Below are 14,674 nucleotides of genomic sequence, written 5' to 3'. Positions count from 1 at the left end.
ACTTCAACAATGAGTCTTGGGTAGTTGTTGCCGCCATGCTGATCCGGGGTTGTTAATGCCGCTGCCCGCTCGTTCTTCCCGAAACCTCCTGCGTCGCTTTCGCCGTAACAACCGTGGCTCGGCCGTGGTCGAGTTCGCGCTGATTGCGCCGCTGTTCTTCGGCTTGCTGTTCGCGATCATCGAGGTTTCGATGATCTTCTTCGCCAGCCAAGTGCTCGAGACCGTGACGCAGGATTCGGCGCGCATGGTCATGACCGGTCAGGCGCAGGGCGCGTCGTACACCCAACAGCAGTTCAAGGACTTCGTTTGCGGCCGGGTCGCCGCGCTGTTCGACTGCACCAACGGCGTCTATGTCGACGTGCGCAGCTATCCCAACAACGGCTTTGGCAGCATCAACATCGCGCCTCCGATCGACAGTAGCCAGGCGTTCAATCCCAACATGAAATACTGTCCCGGGAGTGCCGGCGACGTCGTGGTGGTGCGCCTGTTCTATCAATGGCCGCTGTTCGTCACCAAGCTTGGCTTCAACACCGCCAACCTCGCCAACGGCAAACGCCTGCTGACCGCGACCGCGACGTTCAAGAACGAACCCTCCGGCGTCAGTGGCGCGACATGCTCATGAGCAAAGTCATGAAGACCGTACCTGCGATCCTGCGCCGCGTCGCCACCGCATTCAGGGACGACTGCCGGGGTCTGGCAGCCGTCGAATTCGCGTTCATCCTGCCGCTGATGCTGGTGATGTTCTTCGGCACCGTCGAGATCTCGTCCGGCGTCGCGGTCGACCGCAAGGTGACGCTGATGGCGCGAACGCTGTCGGACCTGACGTCCCAGGCGATTCAGGTCTCGGACAGCGATCTCAAGGCCTTCTTCACCGCCAGCGTCGGCATCATGACGCCCTACGATGCCTCGCCGACCAAGGCGACGTTGTCGGAGATCTACATCGACAGCAACAAGATCGCGAAGATCAAGTGGAGCAAGGCTGCGACGATTGCCAGCGGCGCCACCCAGGCGACGCTGACGAACTCGACCCGCACCGTGGGGCAAGACGTCTCCAGCCTGATTCCGACGGCGCTGCTGGTGCCGGGCACCTATCTGATCTTCAGCGAGATCAGCTACAAATATGTTCCGACGATCGGCTATGTGATGGCGAAGACGGGCATCAACCTCAGCGATGTTGCCTATACCCGTCCGCGGCAATCGCTGTGTGTGATCTATCCGACGACATCGCCTTTGCCGTTGTGCCCGACGTGACGGCATCAGCTTTCTGATCGAACATGCGGCGTGCGAGTGCGCCCTAAAACAACAAGCCCACCTGAGGGTGCGGCAAAAACAACAAGGGCCGCACCCGGGGGTGCGGCCCTGCTGCTTTGACGCAATTTCCCGGAGCGTTTCGGCTCCCGGAAATCGGCTTATCCGGCGGCGCGCAGATTGTCGGCCGAGGATTTGCCGGAACGGCGGTCAGCCACGATCTCGTAGGAGATCTTCTGGCCTTCACGCAGAGTGCCAAGGCCGGCGCGCTCGACTGCACTGATGTGCACGAACACGTCGTTCCCGCCTTCATCCGGCTGGATGAAGCCGTAGCCCTTGGTCGCGTTAAACCACTTCACGGTTCCCATGCTCACGTGGGTAGTCCCTTCTCAGATATACAAGTTCAAGACCCGCTGATTGGCGGGGTGGTGAGATCGAATTTTTGGAAGGGTCGTCAGCGTCTGAACCGGCTGTACCGGTGTTAGCTAATGTCGTCCGGCCGAAAATCGATAGGCCCTATATTATTCGATAGAGGGGCTCAAAACAATCCTGACGTGCGCGATTTTTTGGCCGGCGGGCCCGCCGGCCAATTGCCGCGCAGGACATCAGGCTGTCATGCGCGCAACAGTTGCAAACTTGCGGCCTAGCGGCGGCGGAACTGGCCGCCGCGCTGCGGTCCGCCCCGCGGCGGGCCGCCCGGCGTGCTCGGGCGCTCGTCCTTGTGGCGGAAGATCAACCGGCCCTTTTCGAGATCATAGGGCGACATTTCGATCGTGACGCGGTCGCCCGCGAGCGTCTTGATGCGGTTCTTCTTCATCTTGCCGGCGGTGTAGGCGACGATCTCGTGCCCGGCATCGAGTTGCACCCGGTAACGAGCGTCAGGGAGGATTTCGGTCACCAGTCCTTCGAACTGGATCAGCTCTTCCTTAGCCATGTGGTTCTCCAGATCGAGCGACGGCTAGTGCTGCGGTTGCTTGTTGCGGTTGGGTTGCTGTTTCGGCCGGCTCTCGCGATGCAAGAAGGCGACGCCTTGAATGCTCTCGCTGCTGCCGGCCTGCGACGGACGTGGCGACTCGCCCCGGTTCGTCTGCGCTGCCCCATTATTACCACCTCGACGGCGGCGGCGGCGAGGCCCTTTTGCGCTTTGGGCATGCTCATTCCCACGGACATTATGTGCGCGGGGCGCAGAGCGGCCGCTACGGTGCGGCTGGGCGGCCTGCGCCGGTGCGGCGGCGTCGCGGTTGCCGTCACGGTTGCCTGGCGTGCGGCGGTCTTCCCGCGGCACGGTGATCCGGATCAGCCGCTCGATATCGCGCAGATAGCCCATTTCCTCGGCGCCCGCGACCAGCGAGATCGCGACCCCGTCGGCGCCGGCACGCGCGGTGCGGCCGATGCGGTGGACATAGGTTTCCGGGATGTTCGGCAGGTCGAAATTCACCACATGGCTGATGCCGTCGACGTCGATGCCGCGGGCGGCGATGTCAGTCGCCACAAGCGTGCGGATTTCGCCGGAACGAAATGCCGCCAATACGCGTTCCCTATGGTTTTGCGATTTGTTGCCGTGGATGGCGTTGGCCTCGATGCCGGCCTTGGCGAGGCCCTTCACCACCTTGTCGGCGCCATGCTTGGTGCGGGTGAAAACCAGCGCACGGTCGACCGGTTCCTGCTTGAGGATCTGGGCCAGCACCGCCGGCTTGGCCGTGAAATCGACCTGGATCGCGCGCTGGGCGATGCGGTCGACGGTCGAGGACACCGGGGTCACCGCGACGCGGGCGGGATCGCGCAGCATCGCCTCGGCGAGTTCGGCGATGTCCTTCGGCATGGTGGCCGAGAAGAACAGCGTCTGCCGCCGGATCGGCAGCTTGGCGACGATTTTGCGGATGTCGTTGATGAAGCCCATGTCGAGCATGCGGTCGGCTTCATCGAGCACCAGGAACTCGACCTGGTTGAGTTTGAGCCCGTTGCTCTGCACGAGGTCGAGCAGGCGGCCGGGGGTGGCCACCATCACCTCGACGCCCTGCATCACGGCGCGGACCTGGCGGCCCATCGGCACGCCGCCGATCGCCAGCGCCGAGGACAGCCGGATGTGGCGGCCATAGGCGTTGAAGCTGTCGAGGATCTGCCCGGACAGCTCGCGGGTCGGAGAGAGCACCAGCACGCGGCAGCTCTTCGGCTGCGGGCGGACGCGGTTCTCGAGCAGCCGGTGCAGGATCGGCAGCGCGAACGACGCGGTCTTGCCGGTGCCGGTCTGGGCGATGCCGACGACGTCACGGCCGGCCAGCGCGAGCGGGATGGTCTGGGCCTGGATGGGAGTCGGCGTGAGATAGTTTTCTTCTCGAAGCGCGCGGGCGATGGGATCGGCGAGGCCGAAATCCTGAAAGGAGGTCAAAAGGGTCGTTCTTTCCATAAAAGCGATCGTCGTCCCGGCGGAAATCGCCAGGATCGCACGAGGGCGTCGGGACACCCGCGTGTCTGGGGCATCAAGCTTGGTTGGGTGAAAGGCGAGCCAGAAGCCGTTGAAACGACCCGGAACACGCAGCTCGCGCGGCACACCGCGATTCTCGCGGGCACGGCATGGATATGGACCAGGAACGCGGCGCTTTCAAGATGTTATGCTGCCCTGCGGCATTGACGTTCGCCGATCAACCGCGCAAAGCGCTCGCAAAGTTGTTGCCGGAAATTTAGACAAAAGGGTGTTTTTGCCTACAAAATAGCCTGAATGCCCTTTCGGCATACATTTTTATAGCCCAACGATTAGGCATCGAGCTCCCGTATTTTCCCGGAACTCGATAAATATTGTAGAAAAATCATAAGCTTAAGTCGTCTCCGTACCGTGGCATAGTTCTTGCGATTCCCTTAATCGCAGGCGGCCAGACGGGCCGTTTCGCAAGCGTTCACGCCTGCGTCAGGGAGATGACATTTCATGCTTACTCGGCTTACTCACGACATAGCGACGATGACCCGTCGCCGCCTTCTCGCGGCGACCGCCGGCCTGGTTTTGGGCCTGGCAGCGGTCTCGCCGTTCTCGCCCGCGCAAGCGGCCGACGACACCATCAAGGTGGGCGTCCTGCATTCGCTCTCCGGCACCATGGCCATCAGCGAGACCACGCTGAAGGATACCATCCTTTTCCTGATCGACGAGCAGAACAAGAAGGGCGGCGTGCTCGGCAAGAAGCTCGAGGCCGTCGTGGTCGACCCGGCGTCGAACTGGCCGCTGTTTGCGGAGAAGGCGCGCGAGCTGATCACCAAGGACAAGGTCGCGGTGGTGTTCGGCTGCTGGACCTCGGTGTCGCGCAAGTCGGTGCTGCCGGTGTTCAAGGAGCTGAACAACATCCTGTTCTACCCCGTCCAGTATGAGGGCGAGGAGTCCGAGCGCAACGTGTTCTACACCGGCGCCGCTCCGAACCAGCAGGCGATCCCCGCCGTCGACTACCTGATGAAGGAAGAGAAGGTGAAGCGCTGGGTGCTGGCCGGCACCGACTACGTCTATCCGCGCACCACCAACAAGATCCTGGAAGCGTACCTGAAGTCGAAGGGCGTCGCCCAGGACGACATCATGATCAACTACACGCCGTTCGGTCATTCCGACTGGCAGACCATCGTGGCCGACATCAAGAAGTTCGGCTCGGCCGGCAAGAAGACCGCCGTGGTCTCCACCATCAACGGCGACGCCAACGTGCCGTTCTACAAGGAGCTCGGCAACCAGGGCATCAAGGCGACCGACATCCCGGTGGTCGCGTTCTCGGTCGGCGAGGAAGAGCTCGCCGGCATCGACACCAAGCCGCTGCTCGGCCATCTCGCCGCCTGGAACTACTTCCAGTCGATCAAGACGCCGGAGAACGAGAAGTTCATCAAGGAGTGGCAGGCCTACACCAAAAACCCGAAGCGCGTGACCAACGATCCGATGGAAGCGCATGTGATCGGCTTCAACATGTGGGTGAAGGCGGTCGAGAAGGTGAAGTCGACCGATCCGGACAAGGTGATCGACGCGCTACCCGGCACCGAGGCGCCGAACCTGACCGGCGGAATCTCCAAGATGCTGCCGAACCACCACATCACCAAGCCGGTGTTCATCGGCGAGATCAAGGGCAACGGCCAGTTCGACGTGGTCTGGAAGACCCCGGGCCTCGTCGCCGGCGACGCCTGGTCGAAGGAGCTCGATGGCTCCAAGGACCTGATCGGCGACTGGGTCGAGAAGAAGTGCGGCAATTACAACGTCAAGACCAACAAGTGCGGCGGCCAGGGGTCCTAAACTCCCTGAGCTGACAACGACACACACAACCTTCCAACACCGGAGAAGGCGGCACGGCTCGCCGCCTTCTCCTCCACTCCTGCCGGGGTATTGACGTGTTTGGCTTTTGTTTCGGTCGCGCGCGCGCGCTGTTTCTGTTCATTCTGCTGCTGAGCTGCTTCGCCTTGCCGGCGCTGGCCGGTCCGTTCGACGATTCGGTCGCCAAGTTTGCCAATGACGAGTTCTCCGACACCGAGGCTGCGGTCGGCGAGGTTGCGTCGTCAGGCAATCCGCTGGCCTCTCCCATCATCAGCGCGCTGAAGGACGGCCGGCTGTCGGCCGATCCGGGCAGCAAGAAGGTCTTCATCACCCAGGCCGACGGCAAGATCGTCGATGCCGCCAGCGGCGCCGCGGTCGACAAGCTGCCGGACAACGCCGCCGCCGTCCGCCTCAACAACCGCTTGCGCCGCAGCGTGGAGGCCGCGCTCGGCGGCCTGACGCTGCTGTCGCCGGATCCGGCGAGGCGCCTTGCCGCCGCGCAGTCGGTGTTCAAGAGCCACGAGGAGAACCTGCTGCCGACGGTGGACAGCGCGCTCGCCAAGGAGAGCGTCAAGTCGATCAAGCAGGCGTTTGCCGAGGCGCGCGCCGCCATCATCCTGTTCAAGTCCGACGCGTCTGAGAGCGACAAGCTCGACGCCATCTCCGTGGTCAAGGCACGCGGCGACCAGGAGGCGCTGGCGCTGCTCACGAGCGTCGGCGGCGACGCGCCGCCGCTGGTCGCCAAGGCCGCCACCGGCGCGATCTCCGCGATCCAGAGCAATCTTGCGATGTGGTCGATGGTGCAGAACGCCTGGTACGGCCTGTCGCTCGGCTCGGTGCTGCTGCTCGCCGCCATCGGCCTTGCCATCACCTTCGGCGTGATGGGCGTCATCAACATGGCGCATGGCGAGATGGTGATGCTCGGGGCCTACACCACCTTCGTGGTGCAGGAGGTGATCCGCACCAGCTATCCCGGGCTGTTCGACTATTCGCTGCTGATCGCGGTGCCGCTGGCCTTCCTGGTCGCCGGCGCGATCGGCGTGCTGATCGAGCGCAGCATCATCCGCTTCCTCTACGGCCGGCCGCTGGAAACCCTGCTCGCGACCTGGGGCCTGTCGCTGGTGCTGCAGCAGGCGGTGCGCACCGCGTTCGGCCCGACCAACCGCGAGGTCGGCAACCCCTCCTGGATGAGCGGCGCGTTCGAGCTCGGCCAGATCACCATCACCTATAACCGGCTCTGGATCCTGTGCTTCACGCTCGCCGTGTTCGCGATCCTGCTGGCGATGCTGCGCTACACCGCGCTCGGCCTCGAGATGCGCGCGGTGACCCAGAACCGCCGCATGGCGGCCTCGATGGGCATCGCCACCTCGCGCGTCGACGCGCTGACCTTCGGACTCGGCTCCGGCATCGCCGGGATTGCCGGCGTGGCGCTGTCGCAGATCGACAATGTCAGCCCCAATCTCGGCCAGAGCTACATCATCGACAGCTTCATGGTCGTGGTGTTCGGCGGCGTCGGCAATCTCTGGGGCACCTTGGTCGGCGCCTTCACGCTCGGCATCGCCAACAAGTTCCTCGAGCCTGTGGCGGGCGCGGTGCTCGGAAAGATCGCGATCCTGGTCTTGATCATCCTGTTCATCCAGAAGCGGCCGCGCGGCCTGTTCGCGCTCAAGGGACGGGCGGTGGAAGCATGACGCCGCACATCCTCACCCGTTCGCTGGATCGCGCGGCAACCAGCTTCATCCTGATCGTCGCCGGTTTCGGCGTGCTGATCCCGCTGTCGAACCTGTTGATGCCGCAGGGCTCGATCTTCCAGGTGCCGACCTATCTGGTGGCGCTGTGGGGCAAGTATCTCTGCTACGCCATCCTGGCGCTGTCGATCGACCTGATCTGGGGCTATTGCGGCATCCTCTCGCTCGGCCACGGCGCGTTCTTCGCGCTCGGCGGCTACGCCATGGGCATGTACCTGATGCGGCAGATCGGCAGCCGCGGCGTCTACGGCAACCCGGTGCTGCCCGACTTCATGGTGTTCCTGAACTGGGACAAGCTGCCCTGGTACTGGTACGGCTTCGACAAGTTCGCCTTCGCCGCGCTGATGGTGCTGCTGGTGCCGGGCCTGCTTGCGTTCTGCTTCGGCTGGCTCGCGTTCCGCTCCCGCGTCACCGGCGTCTATCTGTCGATCATCACCCAGGCGATGACCTATGCGCTGCTGCTCGGCTTCTTCCGCAACGATTTCGGCTTCGGCGGCAACAACGGCCTGACCGACTTCAAGGACATCCTCGGCTTCAACGTGCAGGCCGACGGCACGCGCTGCGCGCTGTTCTTCCTGAGCTGCCTGGCGCTGGTGATCGCCTTCCTGATCTGCCGCGCGGTGGTCACCTCGAAGCTCGGCAAGGTGCTGATCGCGGTCCGCGACGCCGAAAGCCGCACCCGCTTCCTCGGCTACCGGGTCGAATCCTACAAGCTGTTCGTGTTCACGCTGTCGGCCTGCATGGCCGGCGTCGCCGGCGCGCTCTACGTGCCGCAGGTCGGCATCATCAATCCGAGCGAGTTCGCGCCTGGAAATTCGATCGAGGCGGTGATCTGGGTCGCGGTCGGCGGCCGCGGCACGCTGGTCGGCGCGGCGCTCGGCGCCGTGGTCGTCAACTACGCCAAAACGTTCTTCACCTCGGGACCGCTGGCGCCGTACTGGCTGTTCATGCTGGGTGCGCTGTTCATCCTGGTGACGCTGCTGCTGCCGAAGGGCATCGTCGGCACCTTCAATGCCTGGTGGGAGCCGTGGAGGACAGGGCGCAGCACCGGCCTTGCGGCCGATGAGGAAAGCGCCGCCCGCGAAGACGGCATCGGCGCAGCGAACGCGGCGGAGTAGGCCAATGAACGTCATGGATACCCGCGCCACCTCGGCCATGCTCTATCTCGACGGCGTGCACGTCTCGTTCGACGGCTTTCACGCCATCAACAATTTGTCGCTGGCGCTCGAGCCCGGCGAGATGCGCGCCATCATCGGCCCCAACGGCGCCGGCAAGACCACGATGATGGACATCATCACCGGCAAGACCAAGCCGGACGAGGGCACCGTGCTGTTCGACGGCACCGTCGACCTCACGCGGCTCGATGAGACCCGCATCGCCGAACTCGGCATCGGCCGCAAGTTCCAGAAGCCGACCGTGTTCGAGAGCCAGACCGTGCAGGACAATCTCTTGCTCGCGCTCAATGTCGACCATTCGGTGCGCGGCACGCTGTTCTGGCGCGGCAGCAAGGCCGAATCCGAGCGCATCGACAAGGTGCTGGAGACCATCCGCCTGGCCGACGCCCGCAACCGCCTCGCCGGCAGCCTCAGCCACGGCCAGAAGCAGTGGCTCGAGATCGGCATGCTGCTGGCGCAGGATCCCAAGGTGCTGCTGGTCGACGAGCCCGTCGCCGGGATGACCGACGTCGAGACCCATCTGACCGCGGAGCTGCTGAAACAGATCAACAAGAACCACACCATCATGGTGGTCGAGCACGACATGACCTTCGTGCGCGAACTCGGCGTCAAGGTGACCTGCCTGCATGAGGGCTCGGTGCTCGCCGAAGGTTCGATCGACCAGGTGTCGTCGAACGAGCGCGTGGTCGAAGTCTATCTGGGGCGCTAAGCGATGCTGAAGGTCGACAACATCAATCTGTTCTACGGCGCCGCGCAGGCGCTGCGCGGCGTGTCGCTGACCGCCGAACCCGGCAAGGTCACCTGCGTGCTCGGCCGCAACGGCGTCGGCAAGACCTCGCTGCTGCGCGCCATGGTCGGGCAGTACCCGATCGCCTCCGGTGCGATCAATTTCGACGGCAAGGACATCACCGCGCTGAAGCCTTACGAGCGGGCGCGGCGCGGCATCGGCTTCGTGCCGCAGGGCCGCGAGATCTTTCCGCTGCTGACGGTCGAGGAGAACCTCAAGACCGGCTTCGGTCCGCTGAAGCGCGAGGACCGCAACATCCCCGACGATGTGTTCTCGCTGTTTCCGGTGCTGCAGACCATGCTCGGCCGCCGCGGCGGCGACCTCTCCGGCGGCCAGCAGCAGCAGCTCGCGATCGGCCGCGCGCTGGTGATGCGGCCAAAGCTGCTGCTGCTCGACGAGCCGACCGAGGGTATCCAGCCCTCGATCATCAAGGACATCGGCCGCGCCATCTCCTACCTGCGCAACCTCGGCAACATCGCGATCGTGCTGGTCGAACAATATCTCGACTTTGCCTGCGAACTCGGCGACAGTTTTGCTGTTATGGACCGGGGTGCGGTGAAATACACCAGCGACCGCGCAAGCCTCGATCCCGCCGAGATCAGCCGCCAGATGGCGCTGTGAAGATGTGACGTCGCATCCGCGGCGTGGGTGAGGGAGCGTGAGGGGGATGCGGAGCGGGATCGCAAGCGCGACGGCGGCGACGTTTGCGGCGAACCGCGCCCAGGGCGCGGTGCGGTTCGGCGTGCATCTTGCCGATGGTGTTACCCGCCGCGGCGACCTCCACGAGTCAGGCTCGCTGCGCGTCCGCTTTCCATCGCCGGAGGATGACGGCCTGTCGGCGATGTTCGTCAACACCGCCGGTGGCATTGCCGGCGGCGACCGTTTCGACATCGCGATCGCGGCGGGTGAGGGCGCCCGGCTGACACTGACCACGGCGGCGGCCGAAAAGGTCTACCGGGCGCCAGGCGCGGCGGCCCGGCTCGACATCGCGCTCAAGGTGGATGCCGGCGCGCATCTCTCCTGGCTGCCGCAGGAGACCATCCTGTTCGACCGCGCGCGCATTTATCGCGGCTTCGACATCGAGCTCGCCGAGGACGCCTCGCTGCTGCTCTGCGAGATCGTGGTGTTCGGCCGCGCCGCGATGGGCGAGACCATGCGGCATGGCGAATTCGTCGACCGCTGGCGGATGCGCCGCGGCGGCCGGCTGGTGTTTGCGGAGACGGTCAGACTCGACGGCGAGATCGGCGAGAAGCTCGCGCGGCACGCCATCGCGGGTGGCGGCACCGCGATCGGCACCGCGCTGATCGTGCCGGGCGACGAGGCGCTGGTCGAGCGCATCCGCGAGGCGTCGGAGCGTTTTGGCGGCGAGGTCGGCATCTCCGCCTGGAACGGCTTTGCAATGGCGCGCTTCTGTGCCCAAGATGCCGCACGGCTGCGCACCGACATGATGACGGTGCTCGGCCGCGCCTCCGCCGTGCCGCTGCCAAGACTCTGGCTTAACTAAGAGGCTGTGGCTCAACTAATCCTTTGAGAACGATCAGAGTGCTCGCATGAATTTGTCTCCCCGCGAAAAGGACAAGCTGCTGGTGTCGATGGCCGCCATGGTGGCGCGCCGCCGCCTCGAGCGCGGCGTCAAGCTGAACCATCCGGAAGCGGTGGCGCTGATCACCGATTTCATTGTCGAGGGCGCGCGCGACGGCCGCACCGTTGCCGAACTGATGCAGGCCGGCGCCAAGGTCCTGACCCGGGATCAGGTGATGACCGGCATCCCCGAGATGATCCACGACATCCAGGTCGAGGCGACGTTTCCCGATGGCACAAAACTCGTCACCGTGCATGAGCCGATCCGATAGGAGCTCGACATGATCCCCGGCGAACGCTTCATCAAGGACGGCGAGATCGAGCTCAATGCCGGCCGCAAGACCGTGACGATCACCGTCGCCAACACCGGCGACCGCCCGATTCAAGTCGGCTCGCACTATCATTTCTTCGAAACCAACCCGGCGCTGAAATTCGACCGCAAGAAGGCCCGCGGCATGCGCCTCGACATCGCCGCCGGCACCGCGGTCCGCTTCGAGCCCGGCCAGACCCGCGACGTCCAGCTCGTCGCGCTGGCGGGAAAGCGCGTGATCTACGGCTTCCGCGCCGAGGTGAAGGGGAAGCTGTGATCGCTGTTGCAGTAGTTCATTGTGAGGTGAGCAAACCGGTCAGGCTCCCTCCCCCCTTGCGGGGGAGGGTTGGGGAGAGGGGTAAGCCCCGGGCGCTGACCGATGAGATCTTGCGAGTGCGCGCAATCCAGCTCGGTAGCGCCAACGGCGCAAGCGTGATTCTCACCTCACGTCACCGAGCAGAGCAAGCGGCACCCCTCTCCCTAACCCTCCCCCGCAAGGGGGGAGGGCACCCTTCCGCCGATGCGTCCCTCACCTCCGAGACCGATGGAGCGGAGGTATTGATGGTACAGAAAGTAGTCGTAACGCGACGTGAGGTGAGCACGTTGCTCAGGCTCCCTCCCCCCTTGCGGGGGAGGGTTGGGGAGAGGGGTAAGCCCCGGGCGCTGACCGACGTGGTTTTGCGGAGAGGGGCATGCCGCACACTCAGGTGAGCGACACGCAGCGCGATCGCGCCAAGCAGCTCCGCCGCACCATGACGTGCGCGGAGACCTTGCTGTGGCGTCACCTGAAGGCTGATCGCCTCGCCGGGCTCAACTTCCGTCGCCAGGCGCCGATCGGCACCTACATCGCGGATTTCGTCGCGCATTCGTGCAAGCTGATTGTCGAAGTCGACGGGGAGAGCCACGATTTCGAAGAACGTATTCGTCGCGACGAACGGCGCGATGCGTGGTTGGCGTCGCGCGGCTACCGTGTGCTGCGGTTCACCAACGACGACGTGATGAAGAATTTGGAAGGTGTTGCTCTTGCGATCCTTCAGGCAGCCGAGCAAGCGGCACCCCTCTCCCTAACCCTCCCCCGCAAGGGGGGAGGGAACCCTTCCGCCGGTACCTCCCTTACATCTGACACTGATGGAGCGGAGGAGCCGTGATGCGACGAGCGCAGGCTGCGAATTTCGGTGAGGTGAGCACGCCGCCCAGGCTCCCTCCCCCCTTGCGGGGGAGGGTTGGGGAGAGGGGTAGGCCCCGGGCGCTGACAGCAGCAGTGGGAGCGGCGTAGCCCATGCTCCCCGCCATCCGCTTGATCTCCGAAGCCGCCCAACTCGCCGCGCGCCGTCACAACGGGATGGCGCGCAAGGGGCGGGGCAATGAGCCCTACATCAATCATCTCGCCGAAGTCGCGAACCTGCTGGCGCAGGTGACCGATGGCGCCGATGCGGAACTGGTGGCCGCAGGGTGGCTGCATGACACCATCGAGGATACCGGGACCACGCGCGAGGAGCTGGCCCAGAAATTCGGCGCGCGCGTCGCCGATCTCGTGGTCGAATGCACCGACGACATGAGTCTGCCGAAAGCCGAGCGCCGGCGGAAGCAGATCGAGGATGCCCCGCACAAGTCGCCGGATGCGAAGCTGATCAAGATTGCCGACAAGATCAGCAACACGCTCGCTCGCATCGTGCCGCAACCAAGCGCGGACGAGCGCGACGATCTCGCGGACTATGTCGCGTGGGCCGAGAAGGTCGTCGCAGGTTGTCGCGGCGTCAATGCGACCCTCGACCGAATGTTCAACGAAGCAGTCAGGCTTGCCAGGAGCACGCTGTGAGCACCAAAATCAAACGTTCCGTCTATGCCGACATGTTCGGCCCGACCACCGGCGACAAGGTTCGGCTCGCTGACACCGACCTCATCATCGAGGTCGAGAAGGATTTCACCACCTACGGCGAGGAGGTGAAATTCGGCGGCGGCAAGGTGATCCGCGACGGCATGGGGCAGTCGCAGGTGACCAATGCGCAGGGCGCGGCCGACACCGTCATCACCAATGCGCTGATCGTCGATCACTGGGGCATCGTCAAAGCCGATGTCGCGATCAAGGAAGGCATGATCGCGGCGATCGGCAAGGCCGGTAATCCCGACATCCAGCCCAATGTCACCATCATCATCGGTCCCGGCACCGACGTGATCGCAGGCGAAGGAAAAATCCTCACCGCCGGCGGCTTCGACAGCCACATCCATTTCATCTGTCCGCAGCAGATCGAGCACGCGCTGATGAGTGGCGTCACCTCGATGCTGGGCGGCGGCACCGGTCCCTCGCACGGCACCTTCGCCACCACCTGCACGCCCGGCCCGTGGCACATGGGGCGGATGATCCAGTCGTTCGACGCGTTCCCGGTCAATCTCGGCATCTCAGGCAAGGGCAACGCCTCGCGTCCGGCGGCGCTGGTCGAGATGATCAAGGGCGGCGCCTGCGCGCTGAAGCTGCACGAGGACTGGGGCACCACGCCGTCGGCGATCGACACCTGCCTCTCGGTCGCCGACGATTACGACGTCCAGGTGATGCTGCACTCGGACACGCTGAATGAGTCCGGCTTCGTCGAGGACACCGTGAAGGCGTTCAAGGGTCGCACCATCCATGCTTTCCACACCGAGGGCGCCGGCGGCGGCCATGCGCCTGACATCATCAAGATCGCCGGCCTGAAGAACGTGCTGCCGTCCTCGACCAACCCGACCCGTCCCTTCACCCGCAACACCATCGACGAGCATTTGGACATGCTGATGGTGTGCCATCACCTCGATCCGTCGATCGCCGAAGACCTCGCCTTCGCCGAGAGCCGGATCCGCAAGGAGACCATCGCGGCCGAGGACATCCTGCACGATCTCGGCGCGCTCTCGATGATGTCGTCGGACTCCCAGGCGATGGGCCGGCTGGGCGAAGTCATCATCCGCACCTGGCAGACCGCCGACAAGATGAAGAAGCAGCGTGGTGCGCTGCCGCAGGACAAGGGCAACGACAACGACAATTTCCGCGTCAAGCGCTACATCGCCAAATACACCATCAACCCCGCGATCGCCCATGGCGTGTCGAAGCTGATCGGCTCGGTCGAGAAGGGCAAGCTCGCCGACCTCGTGCTGTGGTCGCCGGCGTTCTTCGGCGTCAAGCCGGACTGCATCATCAAGGGCGGCTCGATCGTGGCGGCTCCGATGGGCGATCCCAACGCCTCGATCCCGACGCCGCAGCCGGTGCACTACCAGCCGATGTTCGCCGCGTTCGGCAAGTCGCTGACGGCGTCCTCGGTGGTGTTCACGTCGAAGGCCGCGGTGACCGGCGGGCTCGCCCGCAAGCTCGGGATCAGCAAAAAGCTCTACGCGGTGCAAAACACCCGCGGAAAGATCTCCAAGAAGAGCATGATCCACAACGACGCCACCCCCGAGATCGAGGTCGATCCCGAGACCTATGAGGTCCGCGCAGACGGCGAGCTTCTGACCTGCGCGCCGGCCGAGGTGCTGCCCATGGCACAGCGCTACTTTATGTTCTAAAACCCATCCCGGTATCTAAAGCCA

General features: G+C 64.4%; 16 protein-coding genes. 13 read left to right on the top strand and 3 right to left on the bottom strand.

Going from position 1 to position 14,674, the window contains the following annotated elements; translation table 11 throughout:
• Positions 1-55 precede the first annotated feature (55 nt).
• Both XH93_RS39610 and XH93_RS39605 read left to right on the top strand, forming a co-directional pair.
• Positions 56-622: a TadE/TadG family type IV pilus assembly protein gene (locus XH93_RS39610; protein WP_139480299.1), complete on the top strand. Its 567-nt coding sequence runs from the start codon at positions 56-58 to the stop codon at positions 620-622.
• Between the two features lie 8 nt (positions 623-630).
• Positions 631-1,251 carry a TadE/TadG family type IV pilus assembly protein gene (locus XH93_RS39605; RefSeq protein WP_229173756.1) on the top strand — a complete coding sequence of 207 codons (621 nt, stop codon included), beginning with the start codon at positions 631-633 and terminating at the stop codon, positions 1,249-1,251.
• Between the two features lie 158 nt (positions 1,252-1,409).
• On the opposite strand, the gene XH93_RS39600 is transcribed toward XH93_RS39605, so the two are convergent.
• From XH93_RS39600 to XH93_RS39590, 3 genes are all read right to left on the bottom strand, one after another.
• Entirely contained in the window at positions 1,410-1,622 is a 213-nt protein-coding gene (locus XH93_RS39600; protein ID WP_016842648.1) for a cold-shock protein, read from the bottom strand.
• A 269-nt stretch (positions 1,623-1,891) separates the two neighbouring features.
• Positions 1,892-2,182, bottom strand: a complete 291-nt coding sequence (gene infA / locus XH93_RS39595; protein WP_139480297.1) for a translation initiation factor IF-1 — start codon at positions 2,180-2,182, stop codon at positions 1,892-1,894.
• A gap of 24 nt (positions 2,183-2,206) precedes the next feature.
• Positions 2,207-3,655, bottom strand: coding sequence for a DEAD/DEAH box helicase (locus tag XH93_RS39590; protein ID WP_246799437.1), 1,449 nt, complete (start codon positions 3,653-3,655; stop codon positions 2,207-2,209).
• A gap of 516 nt (positions 3,656-4,171) precedes the next feature.
• Here XH93_RS39590 and urtA point away from each other — a divergent pair.
• The 11 genes from urtA to ureC all read left to right on the top strand — a co-directional run bounded on the left by urtA (position 4,172) and on the right by ureC (position 14,650).
• Entirely contained in the window at positions 4,172-5,500 is a 1,329-nt protein-coding gene (gene urtA, locus XH93_RS39585; protein WP_139480296.1) for an urea ABC transporter substrate-binding protein, read from the top strand.
• A gap of 128 nt (positions 5,501-5,628) precedes the next feature.
• Positions 5,629-7,209: an urea ABC transporter permease subunit UrtB gene (gene urtB / locus XH93_RS39580; protein ID WP_194475514.1), complete on the top strand. Its 1,581-nt coding sequence runs from the start codon at positions 5,629-5,631 to the stop codon at positions 7,207-7,209.
• The gene (gene urtC, locus XH93_RS39575; protein ID WP_194471593.1) at positions 7,206-8,384 is read left to right on the top strand and encodes an urea ABC transporter permease subunit UrtC; all 1,179 of its coding nucleotides are present in this window, start codon (positions 7,206-7,208) and stop codon (positions 8,382-8,384) included. The genes urtB and urtC overlap by 4 nt, the downstream gene beginning before the upstream one ends.
• 4 nt (positions 8,385-8,388) lie before the next feature.
• Positions 8,389-9,150: an urea ABC transporter ATP-binding protein UrtD gene (urtD, locus tag XH93_RS39570; RefSeq protein ID WP_194471592.1), complete on the top strand. Its 762-nt coding sequence runs from the start codon at positions 8,389-8,391 to the stop codon at positions 9,148-9,150.
• Between the two features lie 3 nt (positions 9,151-9,153).
• The gene (gene urtE, locus XH93_RS39565; RefSeq protein ID WP_139480293.1) at positions 9,154-9,849 is read left to right on the top strand and encodes an urea ABC transporter ATP-binding subunit UrtE; all 696 of its coding nucleotides are present in this window, start codon (positions 9,154-9,156) and stop codon (positions 9,847-9,849) included.
• Between the two features lie 46 nt (positions 9,850-9,895).
• Positions 9,896-10,732 (top strand): urease accessory protein UreD, encoded by an 837-nt coding sequence (locus tag XH93_RS39560; protein ID WP_194471591.1) that lies wholly within the window; start codon positions 9,896-9,898, stop codon positions 10,730-10,732.
• Between the two features lie 46 nt (positions 10,733-10,778).
• Positions 10,779-11,081, top strand: coding sequence for an urease subunit gamma (locus tag XH93_RS39555; protein ID WP_139480291.1), 303 nt, complete (start codon positions 10,779-10,781; stop codon positions 11,079-11,081).
• 9 nt (positions 11,082-11,090) lie between these two features.
• The gene (locus XH93_RS39550; RefSeq protein ID WP_194471590.1) at positions 11,091-11,396 is read left to right on the top strand and encodes an urease subunit beta; all 306 of its coding nucleotides are present in this window, start codon (positions 11,091-11,093) and stop codon (positions 11,394-11,396) included.
• A 415-nt stretch (positions 11,397-11,811) separates the two neighbouring features.
• On the top strand, positions 11,812-12,267 hold the full coding sequence (locus XH93_RS39545; protein ID WP_194471589.1) for an endonuclease domain-containing protein: 456 nt from the start codon (positions 11,812-11,814) through the stop codon (positions 12,265-12,267).
• A gap of 131 nt (positions 12,268-12,398) precedes the next feature.
• Positions 12,399-12,938, top strand: a complete 540-nt coding sequence (locus XH93_RS39540) for an HD domain-containing protein (protein ID WP_194471588.1) — start codon at positions 12,399-12,401, stop codon at positions 12,936-12,938.
• Positions 12,935-14,650 (top strand): urease subunit alpha, encoded by a 1,716-nt coding sequence (ureC, locus tag XH93_RS39535; protein ID WP_194471587.1) that lies wholly within the window; start codon positions 12,935-12,937, stop codon positions 14,648-14,650. Before XH93_RS39540 ends, ureC begins: the two co-directional genes overlap by 4 nt.
• Positions 14,651-14,674 lie beyond the last annotated feature (24 nt).

The sequence above is a fragment of the Bradyrhizobium sp. CCBAU 51753 genome (assembly GCF_015291565.1).
In the GTDB taxonomy this organism is placed as follows: Bacteria; Pseudomonadota; Alphaproteobacteria; order Rhizobiales; family Xanthobacteraceae; genus Bradyrhizobium; species Bradyrhizobium ivorense.
Note: the sequence above shows the minus strand (reverse complement) of the source record. Positions and strands in the feature narration are given on the sequence as shown.

Excerpts from the sequence above, each read along its gene's own strand:
- XH93_RS39610 (WP_139480299.1), top strand. The coding sequence starts at position 56 with ATGCCGCTGCCCGCTCGTTCTTCCCGAAACCTCCTGCGTCGCTTTCGC.
- XH93_RS39605 (WP_229173756.1), top strand. The coding sequence starts at position 631 with ATGAAGACCGTACCTGCGATCCTGCGCCGCGTCGCCACCGCATTCAGG.
- infA (WP_139480297.1), bottom strand. The coding sequence starts at position 2,182 with ATGGCTAAGGAAGAGCTGATCCAGTTCGAAGGACTGGTGACCGAAATC.
- XH93_RS39590 (WP_246799437.1), bottom strand. The coding sequence starts at position 3,655 with ATGGAAAGAACGACCCTTTTGACCTCCTTTCAGGATTTCGGCCTCGCC.
- urtA (WP_139480296.1), top strand. The coding sequence starts at position 4,172 with ATGCTTACTCGGCTTACTCACGACATAGCGACGATGACCCGTCGCCGC.
- urtC (WP_194471593.1), top strand. The coding sequence starts at position 7,206 with ATGACGCCGCACATCCTCACCCGTTCGCTGGATCGCGCGGCAACCAGC.
- urtD (WP_194471592.1), top strand. The coding sequence starts at position 8,389 with ATGAACGTCATGGATACCCGCGCCACCTCGGCCATGCTCTATCTCGAC.
- urtE (WP_139480293.1), top strand. The coding sequence starts at position 9,154 with ATGCTGAAGGTCGACAACATCAATCTGTTCTACGGCGCCGCGCAGGCG.
- XH93_RS39560 (WP_194471591.1), top strand. The coding sequence starts at position 9,896 with ATGCGGAGCGGGATCGCAAGCGCGACGGCGGCGACGTTTGCGGCGAAC.
- XH93_RS39555 (WP_139480291.1), top strand. The coding sequence starts at position 10,779 with ATGAATTTGTCTCCCCGCGAAAAGGACAAGCTGCTGGTGTCGATGGCC.
- XH93_RS39550 (WP_194471590.1), top strand. The coding sequence starts at position 11,091 with ATGATCCCCGGCGAACGCTTCATCAAGGACGGCGAGATCGAGCTCAAT.
- XH93_RS39545 (WP_194471589.1), top strand. The coding sequence starts at position 11,812 with ATGCCGCACACTCAGGTGAGCGACACGCAGCGCGATCGCGCCAAGCAG.
- XH93_RS39540 (WP_194471588.1), top strand. The coding sequence starts at position 12,399 with ATGCTCCCCGCCATCCGCTTGATCTCCGAAGCCGCCCAACTCGCCGCG.